Below are 16,388 nucleotides of genomic sequence, written 5' to 3'. Positions count from 1 at the left end.
CACTAGTCCTTCCGGCCCATTCACTACAGCCCCTGCGGTGCTAGATTCGGGCCCTTGCCCGTCTTCGGGCACCCATTCACACCCCAGGGGATAAGGATGCTGATCCGTCGAACCTCTCTGGCGGCGGCCGTTGCCGTTGCCACCGTCGGCCTGCTGGCCGCTGGCCCGGCGCTTGCCGATTACGCGAAGCCGCCGGAACACCTGCTCAACGTGCTGAAGGCACCGCCTCCGCCGGCGCCGAACGTGGCACCGGGTGGCCAGCGCCTGCTGCTGACCACCGCGCAGACCTATCCGTCGATCAGCCGCGTGGCCCAGCCCTATCTGAAGCTGGCCGGCGTGCGCCTGGAGCCGAAGAACCGCAGCCGCCATGACACCCCCGGCGGCTACGGCATTCCGGCCTGCGTGGCCGACTTCACCTTGGTCGATATCGGCAGCGGCAAGGAAACCAAGGTGAACCTGCCGCAGGGCTGCGCCACCGGCGCGCTGTGGTCGGCCGATGGCAGCCACTTCGCCTTCCAGAATGCGGTGGACACCAGCGTGCAGCTGTGGGTGGGCGATGCCGCCACCGGCCAGGTGAAGCAGGTGCCGAACGTGCAGCTGAACCCGATCTTCGGCAACACCGTGCAGTGGCTGGGCGGCAGCCAGAACCTGCTGGTGAAGCTGGTGCCGCCCAACCAGGGCCCGGCGCCGTCCAATGGCGGCGTGCCGACCGGCCCGGATGCGCAGGAATCGCTGGGCAGCAGCGGCGAGAGCAGCACCTATGAAGCGCGCGACACGCTGACCAGCGTGCATGACGAAAAGCTGTTCGCCTACTACGGCGCTTCGCAGCTGGCCGTGGTCGATACCGCCGCTGGCAGCGTGCGTCCGGTCGGGCAGCCGGCGCTGTTCAACGAGGTCAGCGCCGCACCCGATGGCGTGCATGTGCTGACCGAGTCGATCAAGGCCCCGTATTCGCATGCGGTGACCTACCAGCGCTTCGCCAACGACGTGGCGGTGCTGGACATCACCAGCGGCAAGGCCACCCCGATCGCCAGCCTGCCGCTGGCCGACCGTGTGCCGGTTCACGGCGTGCCGGAAGGCCCGCGCGGTTTCGACTGGCGTGCTACCGACCCGGCCACCCTGGTCTATGCCGAAGCGCTGGACAAGGGCGACTGGAAGGTCAACGTGCCGCACCGTGATCGCGTGCTGATGCTGAAGGCCCCGTTCAACGGCAAGCCGACCGAAATCACCCGCAGCGCGCAGCGTTTCGAAGGCTTCGCGTGGACCGCCGATGCGGCTGTGGCCTTCCAGTACGAGAACGACGAGAACCGCCACTGGATGCAGACCCGCATCGTCGATGTGGACCAGCCGAAGAAGGAAGGCCGCCTGCTGTGGGACATGTCCAGCGATGAGCTGTATGGCAACCCCGGCAACCTGGTCTTCACCCGCCTGCCGAATGGCGCGCAGGTCGTGCGTCGTGAAGGCAACCATGTATTCCTCAGCGGCCGTGGCGCTTCACCGCAGGGCGACCGCCCGTTCCTCGACCGCCTGGACCTGGGCACGCTGAAGAGCGAGCGCCTGTTCCGCAGCAGTGCCGATGCCTACGAGCAGTTCCTCGGTTTCAGCGCCACGCCGGGCCGCTACCTGACCTGGCACCAGTCGGTGATCGATCCGCCGAATGCCTTCATCCGCCAGCAGGGCGAGGCGGTGGCCGATGCGAAGGCCGGCGAGGCGCAGTTCGCCTCCAGCGCCACTGCGCTGACCAGACTGGTCGACCCGACCCCGGAAGTGCGCCAGATCAAGAAGCAGCTGGTGACCTACAAGCGTGCCGATGGCGTGGACCTGTCGTTCACCCTGTACACGCCGCCGGGTTACAAGGAAGGACAGCGCGTGCCGGCGATCCTGTACGCCTACCCGGCCGACTTCGCCAACGCCGCACAGGCCGGGCAGGTGTCCGGTTCGCAGCAGACCTTCACCCGCCTGCAGCCGTACCGCCTGATGCTGCTGGCCGGCTACGCGATCATCGACAACGCCTCGTTCCCGATCGTGGGCGACCCGAAGAACGCCTATGACACCTACCTGGAGCAGCTGGAAGCCGACGCCAAGGCGGCGGTGGACAAGGCGGTGGACATGGGCGTGGTTGACCGTAACCGCATCGGCGTGACCGGTCACAGCCATGGTGGCCTGATGACCGCCAACCTGATTGCCCACACCAACCTGTTCAAGGCGGGCGTGGCCACCAGTGGTTCGTACAACAAGACCTTCACCCCGTTCGGCTTCCAGAACGAGCGCCGCTCGGTGTGGCAGGCGCAGGACGTGTACCTGAAGGCCTCGCCGTTCTTCTACGCCGACAAGATCAAGCTGCCGCTGCTGCTGGTGCACGGCGAGGACGACGCCAACCCGGGTACCGAACCGTTCCAGTCGCGCAAGCTGTACCAGGCCATCCGTGGCAACGGCGGTACCACCCGCCTGGTGATGCTGCCGAACGAACCGCACTGGTACACCGCGCTGGAATCGAACGAGCAGCTGGTGTCGGAAATGCTGAACTGGTTCGACACCTACGTGAAGAATGCCAAGTAGCGTCGAGCCTGCTCGACGGCGTTGCAGAAGGCCGCCTTCGGGCGGCCTTCTGCATCCGGTGGAACCGGTCCTACGCTGGGCTGCTGTTTGAAAGGGATGGGGAGGCCTCATGAAGACTGGATTGCTGGCACTGGCTGCGCTGTTGGTCTCTCCGGTTGCCATGGCGGTCCCGCCACGGCTGAGCGTGCACGTGACGTACGACTGGTCTGGCTGGGGTTCGGTGTCGGAGCGCTGGCTCATCCAGCGCGATGCCTATGGCATGACCACCCGTGTGCAGGTGGTGGATGCGCCTGACGTGAAGGCGCGCCTGCCTGAGCTGCTGCCGGTCGACGCCATGGCGGCCTTCGAGGCCGCGCTGCAGGCAGCACCACTGACCCGGGAAGCTACAGTGAATCTGATCAGTTCGCGGCTCGACCGGGCCGCGATACTGGGGCTGGACCCGCGGCTGCGCAGCCTGCAGCCGGGCGCATGCTCGTTCGTCCAGCAGCGTGCGTTCGCCCGCCAGGCGCTGGCCACCTTGAGCCTGCAGGCACGTGTCGCACGCCATGTTGAAGGTCTCTGGACCGACGATTACCCGATGATGACCGTGGTGGTGACCCGGCCGGGACGCCCGGATGTCGTACTGGTATCGACATCGCAGGCGACGATGATGCTGCCCTGGAAGCGCCTGCCGTCGGCGGAGTTCGATCAACAGGTGTTGGCCGGCGCGCAGGAAGAGTGGCGCCCGGCATTGAGCGAAGCGGTGAATGCGCTGTTGCCGGACGGCGACGCGACGCGCAGTCGATTCCAGATGGGGTGGCTGCAGGACCGGTTGCGCAGTGACCTCGCACTGGAGTCGCTGGACTGTGGTGCCTGGCGCAGACGGCGCGCAGAGTGATCGATCAGGCGTGCACTGCAATCAACTGTGGAGGCTCGGTAACGGCGTGTTACCGGCACATTCCCGCGTCAGGCAAATGAGCTAGGCTGACCCTGTGAGTTCGTCCCGGGTCGGTGCAATGAAAGCCATCCTTGTTGCTGCAACGTTGTCCTTGGTCCTGGTCTCGACTGCAGGTGCGCAGCCACTGCCCACCGAGCTGGTGCAGCTGGGGATCATCGCCGGTATGCCCTACGCCAAGGCCAAGCGCCTGCTGGATGCTGCGGGATGGCAGGTGAAGCCGCTGCAGGGCGCGCCGGAATCGCTGGAGGGCTTTCCGGAAGTTGGATGCCAGAAGGGCGGAAAGCAGTGTGCAACGACCTTTGAGAAGGGCGATCAGCAGGTCGCGATGCGGCTGGGCACTACCCTGGCAGGGCAGCCGTTCGTGCAGGGCGCTGACTGAGCGTCTGCGGCGCTCAGGCCAGTGGCAGCCGGTCCAGCGCGTGCGACAGGCGATCATGCAGGTCGCGCACATGTTCGGCCTTGGCGTGGGTCCGCGTGGTATCACCAAAGCTGCGCAGATAGGCGCAGGCGGCGAAGCCAGCGCTCTTCTTCTCGTAGTCGGCAATCCAGGCCAGGCGGTCCGGGTTGTTGGCCTGCTCGGCTGACCACGCGGCCACCGGTGGACGGATGCGGTACTTCAGGCCGACGCGCCAGGGTTTGGGTGTCAGCCGTGCGCGGAAGCAATGCTGCAACCGGCACATGCGCGCGTACAGGGTGTCGGCGCCCAGTGCCTTGAAGAACGCCTGCAGCTGTTCGTCCTCGGGTGGGAACGTGGCGTGCATGGCCAGCACGCGCAGTCCGGCCGGTGTCCGGTAGGCGCGCAGGTGCCAATCCGGATGCTGCTCGCTGAAGGCCGCGACCCGCTGCAGGGCCACTCCCTCGGCGCCACCGGCCGCGGCCAGTCGGCGCCTGCGTTGCATCAGCAGCGCGGTATTCACCAGCACCACTGCCGCCACGCCCAGCACCAGTCCCACCAGCCAGTGCCAGAGCAGGGTGCCGATGATGGCGCCGGCAAACAGCAGCACCGCCGCGATGAGGGCGGGCATCACGCAACCTGCCGGGGGCGGCGCGTGGTCGATGTCGGCGAACAGCACGTCCGGGGAGTTCAGGCACAGCGCACCGTAGCTGTTGCGGGTGATGATGACATCGCCGTCGCGCCGCACGATCTGCTCGCGGATCGGAACGCCTTCCACACCGTAGTTGCTGCGCACCTCACGACGCGGCAGTGCCTGCCCGGCAAGGATGGCGTTGAGGGCTTCATTGGCACGCCGGTCGGCGTGCCCCTGGGCCTCGGCCGGGCCTTCGTCGGACCAGCCGAAGCGGCGCACGACCACCGGCCGGCCGCGGAAACGGGCCTGCAGGCGGGCTTCGGCCCAGTACGCGGGGACGATCATCATCGTGCGGTGCTCCATCATCCGTGGCAGGTGCCGAGGCGAGTCTGGCACAGCGCCGGAACGGCCGCACCCGCCTGCTGCGGTGGGCCGGGCAGAGTGGTAGATTGCGCGCTTCGCATGCACTCCACCAAGGACGGAGCGATGTTCATGATCCTGCGCGGCCTGTTGGCCCTGGCCTGTACCGGGGCGGTTGGCATGGCCATGGCGGCGGAGCCGGCCGCGCCGCAGATCCTCATCGAGGATGTCACCCGCTTCTACGCGCTGTACGACGCTGCCGGCGGCAAGCCCAGCGTTGCACAGCTGCGTGGGTACATGGCCGAGGGCTCGGTAGGGCTGGCGGAGTTGGCCAAGGCGCGGCGGGTTACTCCCGAACGGATTGCCGAAGCCATGGCCGCCCAGCCCGAGCTGTATGCACAGGGACGAAACTGCCTGGCCGAGCTGCCGGTGGTGAAGCAGCGCCTGACGCGCGTATTCGCCAACCTGCAGGCGATCTACCCGCAGACCCGGTTCCCGCCGGTGACCATCGCAGTGGGGCGCGGCAGGCCGGTCGGGCTGACCTCGAAAAGTGGCGTGATCATCGGCCTGGAAGCGCTGTGTGCGGCGGATTTCATGAATCCCAATGTGCAGGACCGCTTCGTGCACGTGATCGCGCATGAGTACGTGCACGTCCAGCAGACCGGGCTGACCGACTTCGAGCCGGGCGATCCGCATGCGACGGTACTGCGCGTGTCGCTGGGTGAGGGCATCGCCGAGTTCATCACCGAACTGATTTCCGGCAACGTTGGCAATGGCCGCCACGCCGCGTGGACACGCGGCCGCGAAGTGCATATCGAAAGCGCATTCGCACTGGACCTGGACAGCACCGACCTGTCACCGTGGCTGTACAACTACACGCCCGGTTCGCAGGAGCCCTACGACCTGGGCTACTGGGTCGGTTACCGCATCGCCAAGGCCTATTACCTGCAGGCCAGGGACAAGCGTGACGCAGTGCGAGCGCTGATCCAGCAGGACAATCCCAAGGCCATCCTGGCCGCCAGCGGCTGGACGCCGGGCATGTGGATGCCGGCGAAGGTGACCGGCGTGGCGGCGCGCACCGCTGCGCGCTGAGCCTTGTGCACAGCGCTAGACTGCGGGTCTGGTCATCTGGAGAACCACGCATGCGCGGACCCGTGCTGCTTGCCGCTGCAATCACCGCTGTCATGGCGCTGAGCACGCCACTGGAGGCGGCCGAACAGGCGGCGGTCAATCCGTTGCTGGTCAAGCCTGTTGAACAGTTGCGCCCGGACGAAGTGCGCTTCATGCAGCAGCAACTGGCCGACTGGCCGCAGCTGCAGCGTTATCGCGACGCCAACGCACAGCTGCCTGCGGCAGCGCCCGGTCAACCACGCGTGGTGTTCTTCGGTGATTCGATTACCGAAGGTTGGGGCAGGGAAGGCACTACCCCGTTCTTTCCGGGCAGGGGGTGGCTCAACCGCGGCATCAGTGGCCAGACCACGGCGCAGATGCTGCTGCGTTTCCCGCAGGATGTGCTGGCGCTGAAGCCGCAGGTGGTGGTGATCCTGGCCGGCACCAACGACATCGCCGGCAACACCGGGCCGACCACGCAGGCGATGATCGAGGACAACCTGCACGCGATGGTGGATCTGGCGCAAGTGCATGGCATCCGCGTGGTGTTGGCCTCGGTGCTGCCAGTCAGCAACTACCCGTGGATGCCGGGCATGACGCCTGCGCCCAAGGTGCGCGCATTGAATACGGCGTTGGAGCGCTATGCAGAGGCGAAGCAGCTCACCTATCTGGACTACCACACACCGATGGCCAATGCGGCCGGTGGCCTCGACCCGCAGCTGGCCGACGATGGCGTGCATCCCACCGCGAAGGGGTATGCGGTGATGGCGCCGTTGGCCGAGGCGGCGATCAAGCGCGCGCTGGATCAGGCAGACTCGCCAGCAACCACTCACAGAAACTGATCACCAGCGGATCTGCCGCGCTGTCCTCATGCACCAGCCAGCTCCAGCGCGGGCCGCGCACGCGTGCATCATCCAGCGGTTGCAGCAGCCCCTGCCCGCAGGCGCGCGCGGCCAGCAGCTCGCTCACCAGTGCGATGCCCAGCCCCTGGCACGCAGCATCCAGCAGCTGGCCGGGCTCGGAGAAGTTCATGCCCTCGCGGCGCTGGCCCACGTCCGCTCCGCCCTGTACCTGCCACTGGCTCCAATCCATTTCGCGCTCGCCATGCAGGGTCAGGCGCTGCCGCACGGGCGTGGCGAGCAGGGTCGGATGGCAGGCCGGGTAGAGGCGGTCCCGCAGCAGCACCCGATGCTGGCACTGCGCCTGTGAGTCGAGGTCATCACGCACCGCCACGTCCAGCGTCTGCGTGGTCATATCGGGTGCTTCCTCGCTGGTCAGCAGCCACAGGTCGGCGTCGGGATGCAGGCGGTGGAAGTCGGCCAGGCGCGGCACCAGCCAATGGCGAGCAAAGGCTGGGCTGGTGTTGACGATCAGTTGATTCGGCTTGCGGTACTGATCGAGCCGGCGGATGCCGCTGGCCAGCTGGCGCAGCAGCGACTGGGTGGTTTCCAGCAGATCGAGGCCTGCGTCGGTGAGGGTGACGCTGCGGCCCTGGCGGAAGAACAGCGGCTGCTGCAGGGCGTCTTCCAGGCCGCGGATCTGCTGGCTGATGGCCGATTGGCTCAGGTGCAGTTCCTCGGCCGCGCGATGGAAGCTGCCGAGCCGGGCGGCGGCTTCGAAACCCCGCAGGGCGTTCAGCGGTGGCCAGTGCTTGAGCATTTCAGATAAGCAGAACTGTTCAGATGATGGCTGAATCTATCGTTTGTTCTTATGGGTCGGCAAGCGCAGCATAGCGTCCATCCCACACCGGCCCTGGAGCCTGTCATGAGCAACCGACGTCACTTCCTCACCCAGCTGGCGGGCGCCGCCGGTCTTGGCGGCCTGGCCGCCCTGGGTCTGGCCGGCCTGCCGGGTCGCGTGGCAGCGGCAGGCCCGGGCGCAGGCATCTGGCGCATGCCGGACGAGCACGGCCCGCAGGAGCGGGTGTTCCTGGCCTTCGCCGCGCAGCCGCGGGTATGGGGCGCGCAGGCCGATGCGGTGAACACCGCCGTGGCGAGGCTGGCGCGCACCATCGCCCGCCATCAGCCGGTCAGCGTGCTGTGCCGCCCGGCGCAGTTGAAGCAGGCGCAGGATCGCTGCGGCCGCGACAACATCGAGTTCCTCGAGGTGCCGCTGGATGACATCTGGGTGCGCGACTACGGCGGCTGCTTCGTCACCAACGGCCGGGGCGGGCTGGGCCTGGTCGACTTCAACTTCAACGGCTGGGGTGGCAAGCAGAGCGCGCGCAACGATGGTGCGGTGGCACCCTGGCTGGCGCAGGTAACCGGCGCAACGCTGCTGGAAAGTGACCTGGTGGGCGAGGGCGGCGGTATCGAAGTCGATGGCCATGGCACCGCCATCCTCACCGAGAGCTGCTGGGTGAACCGCAACCGCAACCCAGGCTGGTCGCGCGCGGATATCGAAGCCGAGCTGAAGCACCACCTCGGCCTGCGCAAGATCATCTGGCTGCCCGGCATCGCCGGCGAGGACATCACCGATGCACACGTGGACTTCTACGCGCGCTTCGTGCGTCCGGGTGTGGTGATCGCCAACCTCGACAACGATCCGGACTCCTATGATTACGACCTGACCCGCGAGCACCTGCAGATCCTGCGCGGGGCCAGCGATGCCGATGGCCGCCGCCTGCAGGTGCATACGCTGCCGCCGCCGCTGGACGGGCGCGACAACGTGCATACCCGCGACAACGACGATCTGGCGATGGGCTACATCAACTACCTGCCGATCAATGGCGCGGTGGTCGCGCCGCAGTTCGGAGACGCCGCCGCCGACGGCTACTGCCGTGAACTGCTGGAAGACCTGTATCCCGGCCGCGTGATCGAGCAGGTGGATATCGATGCGATTGCCGGTGGCGGCGGCGGCATCCATTGCGTGACCAAGAACATGCCGAAGGTGGAGTGACGCGCCTCAGGCGTCGTCCTGCTTCAACGCGGCATCGGCCGCCAGCAGCGCCTCGGCGGCCGCACTCAGCGGCGGCGACGGCGGGGCCACCACACCGATCGCTTCCATCATCTTCGGCATGCCGAGGAACTGGCGCGCGCGGCGGTCGTAGATGCCGGTGACCAGCAGTGCGCGGGTGGCGATCTTCTGTTCGGCGCCGATCAGCACACGCTGCTCCATGATGCCGCGTGAGCCCACCCAGCCGACCAGCCGCGTTTCCAGGGTGAAGCGCTGGAAGGGCTTCAGCTCGCGGCGGAACTGGATGGTGCCGGCGCCGACGATCGGCGCCCATTTCTCGCGCAGTGCCACCCGGCCCAGGCCCATGCGCAGGATCAGGTCCAGCCGGCCCAGGTCGAAGATGTTCCAGTAGCGGCCATTGGTCATGTGCAGGTTGCTGTCCAGGTCGTTGGGCAGCACCCGGAACTGCAGCCGCGAGACCCCGAACGGCGCTTCCAGCTTCGGCCGGAACAGGCTGCACAGCAGCAGGTGGAGCAGGCGGAACCAGAGATTCATGGCTATGACGACTGTTATAGATCGGCCGGTACGCTAATCTATGACGACCGTCTTAGCAAGGAGCCTGCCGTGAGCCCGCGACCCTCTGATGCGCCTCAACGCGTGATTGATGCTGCGGCACAGATGCTGGCGCGCGTGGGCCTCAATGCCACCAGCATCCGCGAGGTGACCAAGCTGGCTGAAGCGCCGCTGGGCTCGACGTACCACCACTTTCCCGGCGGCAAGCAGGAGCTGCTGGCGCGTGCCACCCATATGGCCGGCGACAAGGTGGAAGCGCTGCTGGTGGAGCTGCTGAAGGGCGGCGCCGTGCAGGGCCTGCAGCAGTTCCTGGCGATGTGGCGCGAGCGCCTGCTGCGCTCCAGCTTCCGTGCCGGTTGCCCGGTGCTGGCTGCTGCGGTGGAGGAACCGGTGGAGGCGATGTCCAGCCAGCCCCGTGCGGCCGCCGCCGAGGTGTTCGCACGCTGGCAGGGCCATCTGGCCTCGGCCTTCATTGCGGAAGGGCATGCACCGGCTGCCGCAGGTGAGCTGGCCAGCCTGGTGATCGCCAGCGTGGAAGGCGCGGTGGCGATGTGCCGCGCGCTGCAGGATATCGACCCGTTCGACCAGGTGGCTGCGCAGTTGCTGAAGGCCGCGGCGACGCCTTGATCCGGCCACGCGGTCGCGGGAGACTCGGTGCTGGCCCTGACTGGATGTCGCCATGGACGAATCGCACTGCCGCCACTTGATCGAGCACTACCTGCAGGCCTACAACCGCTTCGACATCGACGCCATGCTGGCCGTGCTGGCGCACAACGTGCGCTTTGAGAACCACAGTGATGGCCAGCTGACCATGGTCACCGAAGGCATCGATGCCTTTGGTGAACTGGCACGACAATCGGCGCAGATGTTCCTCGAGCGCGAGCAGCAGTTGCTTGGGTTGACCTTCAATGACGACGTGGCGCTGGCCAGCATCGGCTGGCGTGGCGTGTTCGCGCAGGACATTCCAGGCGGCCCCCGCGCAGGCGCGGAACTGGCACTGAAGGGGCGCAGCGAGTTCGCTTTCGAAGGCGGTCGCATCGCGCGGATCGTCGACCGCAGCTGAGGAGTGGCTGCGGTGGAATCCGCGCAACACCGCCTACGCGTGCGCGTGCCCGGCAAGGATGCCGGCATGCTGCATCAGGTTCTCAAGCGCCCATGCTGCACGATCCGCGGCACTCGGTGGAGCCGGGCCGGCGGACCCGGGCTGCTGCTGTTCCTTGCCATGGAGAGTGACCCGGCCGGAATGTGGCTCAATCAAAGCGCCAGCGCACACCCGCATAGATGCCGCGGCCGTCGCCCGGCGTCGAGCGGGCGACGTCCTTGCCGGCATCGTCATAGCCCGGCGTGACCGTGGCGGCGTAGTGGCGGTTGCCGAGGTTGCGCATCTCCGCCCAGGCCTGCCAGCGGCCATTGGGTGCGTCGTAACCGATACGGCTGCCGAAGATCACGTGGCTGTCGGCCCAGTAGCTGTTGGCGTAATCCACCGCGATACGCGACGCATACTCGCTATTGAGCGCGGCATACAGGCCGGAGGCATGGTCGAAGCGCAGTTCGGCCTGGTAGGCGTGGCGCGGCAGGCCAGGCAGGCGGTTGCTGCCGAAGCGTGCATCGTGGCGGTAGCGGAAGTCGCTGAAGGTGTACGCCTGGCGCAGCGACAGACGACCGGCGGCGGCCTGCCACAGCGTGCTGTCCAAGCCGGCCTCGATGCCACGGTGCACGGTGGGGCTGGCGTTGTTCTCGGCGATGAACAGGTTCGGCACCGGCTGCAGTTCGACGCTAAGCAGTTCGTGGTTCACGTGTGCGTAGTAGCCGGTCAGTTCCCAGCGGCCCAGCGCAGCGTCGCCACGTGCGCCCAGTTCCAGCGTGGTGGCGGTCTGGTTCTGCATCGGCACCGGCGCGCGCTGGCGGCCGCTGGACGATCCATTGCCCGGACCGAAGTACTGGTTCGAGCCCCAGATCATCGACCACGGGTGCGGTGCCTCCACCGAGCGGCTGAGGTTGCCGAACCACTGCGTCTGCGCGCTGTGCTGCCAGGTGAAGCCCAGTCGAGGCGCGTAGTCCCAGCCGTTGTCGCGCAGGCGGCCGCCACTGCTCGGCCAGGTCACCTGCACATCACGGCGGGTGTTGATCAGCGCCAGCCCCGTTTGCATCCGCAGGCGCTCGTTCAACGTGAGGGTGTTGCTGACGTGCAGGGTGCTGTCGGTGCCGTGGTGGCGGAAGTCGCGCGTGCGCGTGCCAGCGGCGTAGCCGTTGTTGGCAAAGCGCAACGACTCGCGCACGTCGGCGTCCAGGTCGTGGGTGACGCGCAGGCCAACGTTGGTTTCGCTGTCCAGGCCGAACAGCCGGTGGCGATGGCGATAGTCCAGCGTGGCATTGAGGTTGGCGTAGTCCAGCTGCTGGCGGTACAGGCTCTCGTTCAGGTCCATCGGGTACCTGTGATAGACCAGCCCGGCCTGCAACGAAGAAACCTCATCGATCTGCAAGGTGGTGACGTTGCCCACCCACGTGCTGCCCGGCTGCGGGCGGCGCGCATCGATGGCCAGGTTGGCCGGGTTGGCCGCGCGCGGGTCGTTGCGGATCTGCTCGCGGGTCAGGCGCCCGGGCGTTTCGTGGTTGGTTTCGCGGTAGCGCACGAAGAAGCGGGTCTGCAGGTCGGGGTTGATCTGCCAGCCGATGTTGGCCATCGCGCCCTTGCCATCGCCGCGCGCATGACGCTGGTAACCGTCGAATTCGGTATCGGTGTAGGCCAGGAAGTAATCGACATCGCCACTGACGCCGCCCGAGCTGATGCCGCGCTTCTGGTAGCCACGGCTGCCGGCTTCGTAATGCAATTGCACGCCCGCCGAATCACGGCCGCTGCGGCTCACGTAGTCGATGGCACCGCCGAGTGCCAGCGCGCCACGTTCGAAACCATTGGCCCCGCGCAGCACCTCCACGCGCGACAGCCACAGCGGTTCCAGTAGTTCGTAGGGCGTGCCGCCGGGTCCGGTCAACGGCAGTCCATCGATCGACACGGCAATACCCGAGGCATGCGCGCCCGGGCCACGGTTGATGCCGGAGCCGCGGATGGAGACCTTGGTGCCCTCGTTGCCCGGCGATTGCGCGCTGATACCGGGCTGGTAGGCCAGCACATCGGCACTGGTGGACAGTCGGCTGTCGGCCTTGGCCACGTCGATGACGTTGCTGGCGCCGGGTACGCGCTTCAGCGCCTCGCGCGCCTGGGCGCTGGCATCGGCAGCAGTGACCCGCACCGCATCCAGCGTGGTGGCCTGAGGCGCGGCATGGGCGGTAGTGGCGAGGCCGAGGGAAACGGCCAGGAACAGGGGCGACGGAGTGGGGCGATACGACGAGAGCGACATGCGAGACTGCTGTAAACCACGAAAGTGGAGCGAAAGTTAACAGGTCTGGGGCGCCACGTCACCCGTGCTTTCCGGGCCAAGTGAAAGGCGCGCGCGCCTATACTGCGCACGACCGGGGGAAGGCCGGTCGCAGGACGCTCGGAGCTCAGGACCTCCGATGCAGGGAGGTTGTGCCCGGGCCATTGAACATGGCGAAACAACAGGGGGGCATGGCAATGCATGCACGAGGCTGGATCAGCCTTCTGGCTGGGATACTTGCTGTTAATGCGTCCGATGCATCGGCGCGGCAGGTTGATGGTGGTACTACAACGTTGTCTCCAGAGTGGCTCGCGCTGGGCTTCAGCGAGCCTGGCGTGCCGATCCGGCAGGACGGCTATGCACAGATGCGGGTGGTCGCCTACATTCCCGAAGGAAGTGACGGAACGACGTTTGACGCATGCCCGCAGAAGTCCGTGTGGGACTTGAATCTTAAGGATGTGCTCAAGGGCGACCGGGTACACCTGCTCGGTGTTTCTGTTGCGCCGCCTACATCGTCGGGGTTGCCGGCGTTCACTGCGGCGCCCCTGCGTCTGGAAACACGCAATAAGTTCTTCGGCAGCAGCTGCACATTGAACCTGCGAAAGTTCGAGTACCTTTCGCCGCGCTTCCACGTAGGCCGCAATGCGCACAGCCGGTTCCAGGTGGTTCCTGCAATCTTGACCAGTACCCAGGTGAATGTCGAAGCTTGGGATCAGGCAATGCAGGCGATCCAGACGCTCACTACCTATGCGGGACTAACCGCGCCGCTGGTGACTACCCAGTTGGCTGGGCTCAAGGGCCAGCTGCTGCAGGGAATGAAGACATCGGTGGAACGGCCGGATGAGATATTCACGATCAGCGAGGGCGTGACACGGAAGCCAAAGGTCTGGAGCTTTTCCGGAGAACAGACCCGCGCAGGCGGGGCTATCGAGGGTCTCGCTGTCACGGTGATCGCACAGCTCGTTCCTGCCGATGATCTGGTTCGCCGGTCTTTGCCAGACGCCCCCTGGCTTCCTGCCACCATTTTGAAGACGCAGATGAACGGTACCTTGGGAGGGGAATCGGATCTGGATGGCCATATCCGCAGGATTGCCAGCGGCGAGATCGTCAATCTGATCTCGGCGCGGGGCAGTGAAGCCGCCGCTGTGCGATGTGACCAGCTGGCAGAGAAGATCCATGGGTTGCGCCTGTCGCAGCACGATGCGGGCCTGGCGCTCTGGGCCTATGCCCACAAGCGCGCCGAGATGAAACTGGCGACAGCCGACGAGGTCGTGCGGATGCCATGCCTGCAGGGCTTCCGCCATGTGCTGGTAAAGGCGGGGCTGCTGCCTGAGAACGTGCCCTTGGTCGCATCGCCGCCCACCCATCAGGACATGTTGGCCGCCACCCAGATCCAGAATGCACTGTGGCAGTTCTTCACCCGGCCTGCGTGGCAGGATCGCAAATCGTTCGCCGAGCGGTTGTTTGCCTATCCTGTTGGTTATGGCCAGCGTGTGGAGATGCTGCAATCCACTGCGACCATCGACAACAAGGATGCCTGGGTCAGCAATGCACATGCAGGCAGCAACGCATTGGCACAGTCCTTTGGCTGTCCGGTGTTCTTTCCGGGCAGAACAGACCATCCTTTCCCGAACTGGGCGGGGCATTCGGTGATGGTGGCTTTCGCAACGCTGCCCGTCGCTGGCGGAGACCCACGGGACGCGGTGGTGGCACTGCGGTTCGCGCAACAACTTCCCGGGGAGGCAGCAAAGATCGATGCCGTGGAAGTCGATCCACATCCGGCAGCCGAAGTTGCGAGGTCGGTCGCCTCGTCGCTGCAAGCGTCAGGAGGCTGTGTTGATCACTACGCCTTGGCGCCGGCGTTGTTGCAGCAGTAGGCGGACACTGGCTGCATGGGGCAGTGCGGGCATGCCCGTGCTGTCCCGCAGTCCCGATCGGGAGTACAGCGCGGTCGATTGCAGCGCGCTTCGAACGAGCCCAGTGCTCCGGTCGGAACAGGTTGCACCAACCCGGCTCTACGGCTTGGATTGTGCGAGCGCCTTCGATTTCGCGTAGAGCGCCTTGGCAGTCTCCGCGTCACCCAGTGCCGCGTGGCACTCGGCGAGGCTGTCCCAGGCATTGGCCGACTCCGGATAAAGCTCGGAGTTGAGCGCGAATACCTTCAACGCCTTGCCTGCGCCGAGGCTTTCGCGAATGGCGTAGCCGTCCGCATTGATGGCGCGTTCCAACTCGTCGGTGCGAACACGGTTCTCGTCGCGCAGCCAGCGGCGCATCGCCTGTGGCGCTCCCGCAGCATCGTCCAGTGCATAGCTGATCAGTCGTTCGGACAGCATGGTGTGAGGGAACTGATCCGGAGCCGCCACCGCCATCGTGCTTTCCACCAGCGTGCTGGACCACACATTGCGCGCGCTGCCATTGGTCAGGTACACGAATACCCAGTAGCCGCTGGCCAGCGAGTCCTTGTAGGCCAGCCGCGCACGCACACGGGTGCCACCATCGTGGCCGACCTGGGTGTAGCCATCGCTGCGGGTGGTGTCCCAGCCGGTGGAGAAGAAATTGCTGCTGCCACCGCTCAGTTTCTGTGGCTGCCATAGTTTTTCCAGCGTCGCCGTGCGTACCAGCTTGCCGGTCGCCAATGCCTGCAGGAAGCGGTTCATGTCGCCCACGGTAGTCTGCAGATCGGCATGGCCCCAGCCGTAGTCCGGCCACGGATCTTCGTTGGCGGGCTGCAATGTGCCGTCCTTGCCGATGTACGGCACCGTTGCGCGCTGCGCCGGCACGCTGGCTGCTCCCCATGAACTGCTGGTCATCTTCAGCGGTTGCAGGATGCGTTCGCGAGCGATGGCCGGGTAGGGCTTGCGGTAGTGCGCTTCCAGCAGCGCCGTCAGCACCAGGTAGTTGGCCTGCGTGTACTGCACGCGGCTGCCGGTAGCGAACTGCATCGGTGCAGCAGCCGCCACCTTCAGAGCGGCGGCAAGGGTGGGTGCCACGCCGCTGTAGCCTTTGCTGACCCAGCGGTTGTCCACCCGGTCGTAGTACTCGGCAATGCCGGAACTGTGGTTGAGATAATCGCGCACGGGGATCGCCTGCCATGCAGAGGGCAAGTCCGGCACATAGCGGCTGGCGGGTGCATCCAGGTCCACCATGCCTTGTTCCACCAGCTGCATCAACAGCGTGCTGGTCAGCAGTTTGGCCATCGACTGCGCGGCGAAGATGGTATCGACGGTGGCAGGCGCATGCGTGGCCGGGTCGCGCTCACCGCTGGCGCCTTGGTAGAGCACGTTCCCGTTGTGCGCGACCAGCACTGCCTGGCCGGCAATACCGTAGCGTTCGCGGTTGGCCTGCAGTTGGGCGTCGAGCCGGGCAGGGAGCTCGCCGGGGACGTTACGCGCGAAAGCGACGGGAGCGGCAAAGAGAGCGCAGAGCAATGCAGCAGCAAGGGTGCGGTACATCGCGGTGATCCGTCGGCGGTGATGGCGCATGTTGGTCACGGCGGGAGAGCGGGTCAAGGGCACCGATTCCCGCACCAGGGAGAGCCGGCCAGCGGCC

At 66.4% G+C, this 16,388-nt stretch carries 14 protein-coding genes; 9 read left to right on the top strand and 5 right to left on the bottom strand.

The window, feature by feature from the left end; translation table 11 throughout:
- The first annotated feature begins 96 nt into the window (after window positions 1–96).
- The 3 genes from O0J73_RS05030 (at window position 97) to O0J73_RS05020 (ending at window position 3,875) form a co-directional block, all read left to right on the top strand.
- Window positions 97–2,559, top strand: a complete 2,463-nt coding sequence (locus O0J73_RS05030) for a prolyl oligopeptidase family serine peptidase (RefSeq protein WP_308308141.1) — start codon at window positions 97–99, stop codon at window positions 2,557–2,559.
- A 109-nt stretch (window positions 2,560–2,668) separates the two neighbouring features.
- Window positions 2,669–3,436 (top strand): hypothetical protein, encoded by a 768-nt coding sequence (locus O0J73_RS05025; RefSeq protein ID WP_308308140.1) that lies wholly within the window; start codon window positions 2,669–2,671, stop codon window positions 3,434–3,436.
- A 118-nt stretch (window positions 3,437–3,554) separates the two neighbouring features.
- Complete coding sequence (locus O0J73_RS05020; RefSeq protein WP_006452913.1) at window positions 3,555–3,875, top strand: hypothetical protein; 321 nt, start codon at window positions 3,555–3,557, stop codon at window positions 3,873–3,875.
- 13 nt (window positions 3,876–3,888) lie between these two features.
- Here O0J73_RS05020 and O0J73_RS05015 read toward each other — a convergent pair whose 3' ends face one another.
- On the bottom strand, window positions 3,889–4,872 hold the full coding sequence (locus tag O0J73_RS05015; RefSeq protein ID WP_308308139.1) for a hypothetical protein: 984 nt from the start codon (window positions 4,870–4,872) through the stop codon (window positions 3,889–3,891).
- A gap of 138 nt (window positions 4,873–5,010) precedes the next feature.
- On the opposite strand from O0J73_RS05015, the gene O0J73_RS05010 reads away from it, so the two are divergent.
- Entirely contained in the window at window positions 5,011–5,976 is a 966-nt protein-coding gene (locus O0J73_RS05010; protein ID WP_308308138.1) for a DUF2268 domain-containing putative Zn-dependent protease, read from the top strand.
- A gap of 50 nt (window positions 5,977–6,026) precedes the next feature.
- Entirely contained in the window at window positions 6,027–6,836 is an 810-nt protein-coding gene (locus O0J73_RS05005) for an SGNH/GDSL hydrolase family protein (protein ID WP_308308137.1), read from the top strand.
- On the opposite strand, the gene O0J73_RS05000 is transcribed toward O0J73_RS05005, so the two are convergent.
- Complete coding sequence (locus O0J73_RS05000; protein WP_308308136.1) at window positions 6,784–7,653, bottom strand: LysR family transcriptional regulator; 870 nt, start codon at window positions 7,651–7,653, stop codon at window positions 6,784–6,786. The genes O0J73_RS05005 and O0J73_RS05000 overlap by 53 nt on opposite strands.
- A 105-nt stretch (window positions 7,654–7,758) precedes the next feature.
- Between O0J73_RS05000 and O0J73_RS04995 the strand changes: the two genes are divergently transcribed.
- Window positions 7,759–8,892: an agmatine deiminase family protein gene (locus O0J73_RS04995; protein ID WP_308308135.1), complete on the top strand. Its 1,134-nt coding sequence runs from the start codon at window positions 7,759–7,761 to the stop codon at window positions 8,890–8,892.
- A gap of 6 nt (window positions 8,893–8,898) precedes the next feature.
- On the opposite strand, the gene O0J73_RS04990 is transcribed toward O0J73_RS04995, so the two are convergent.
- Window positions 8,899–9,444, bottom strand: a complete 546-nt coding sequence (locus O0J73_RS04990) for a thioesterase family protein (protein ID WP_012511531.1) — start codon at window positions 9,442–9,444, stop codon at window positions 8,899–8,901.
- A gap of 69 nt (window positions 9,445–9,513) precedes the next feature.
- Here O0J73_RS04990 and O0J73_RS04985 point away from each other — a divergent pair, with 69 nt between their 5' ends.
- Complete coding sequence (locus tag O0J73_RS04985) at window positions 9,514–10,089, top strand: TetR/AcrR family transcriptional regulator (protein ID WP_308308134.1); 576 nt, start codon at window positions 9,514–9,516, stop codon at window positions 10,087–10,089.
- A 52-nt stretch (window positions 10,090–10,141) separates the two neighbouring features.
- Window positions 10,142–10,525, top strand: a complete 384-nt coding sequence (locus O0J73_RS04980; RefSeq protein WP_006452852.1) for a nuclear transport factor 2 family protein — start codon at window positions 10,142–10,144, stop codon at window positions 10,523–10,525.
- Between the two features lie 187 nt (window positions 10,526–10,712).
- On the opposite strand, the gene O0J73_RS04975 is transcribed toward O0J73_RS04980, so the two are convergent.
- Complete coding sequence (locus O0J73_RS04975; protein ID WP_308308133.1) at window positions 10,713–12,821, bottom strand: TonB-dependent receptor; 2,109 nt, start codon at window positions 12,819–12,821, stop codon at window positions 10,713–10,715.
- A gap of 209 nt (window positions 12,822–13,030) precedes the next feature.
- Between O0J73_RS04975 and O0J73_RS04970 the strand changes: the two genes are divergently transcribed.
- The gene (locus tag O0J73_RS04970; protein WP_308308132.1) at window positions 13,031–14,716 is read left to right on the top strand and encodes a hypothetical protein; all 1,686 of its coding nucleotides are present in this window, start codon (window positions 13,031–13,033) and stop codon (window positions 14,714–14,716) included.
- A gap of 138 nt (window positions 14,717–14,854) precedes the next feature.
- Here O0J73_RS04970 and O0J73_RS04965 read toward each other — a convergent pair whose 3' ends face one another.
- Complete coding sequence (locus O0J73_RS04965; RefSeq protein ID WP_308308152.1) at window positions 14,855–16,291, bottom strand: serine hydrolase domain-containing protein; 1,437 nt, start codon at window positions 16,289–16,291, stop codon at window positions 14,855–14,857.
- Between the last annotated feature and the right edge of the window lie 97 nt (window positions 16,292–16,388).

Origin of the sequence: Stenotrophomonas sp. Sm6012 (assembly GCF_030985895.1) — a bacterium.
GTDB lineage: Bacteria > Pseudomonadota > Gammaproteobacteria > Xanthomonadales > Xanthomonadaceae > Stenotrophomonas > Stenotrophomonas forensis.
The sequence above is the reverse complement of the archived record's forward strand: the minus strand, read 5'-3'. Positions and strand labels throughout refer to the sequence as shown.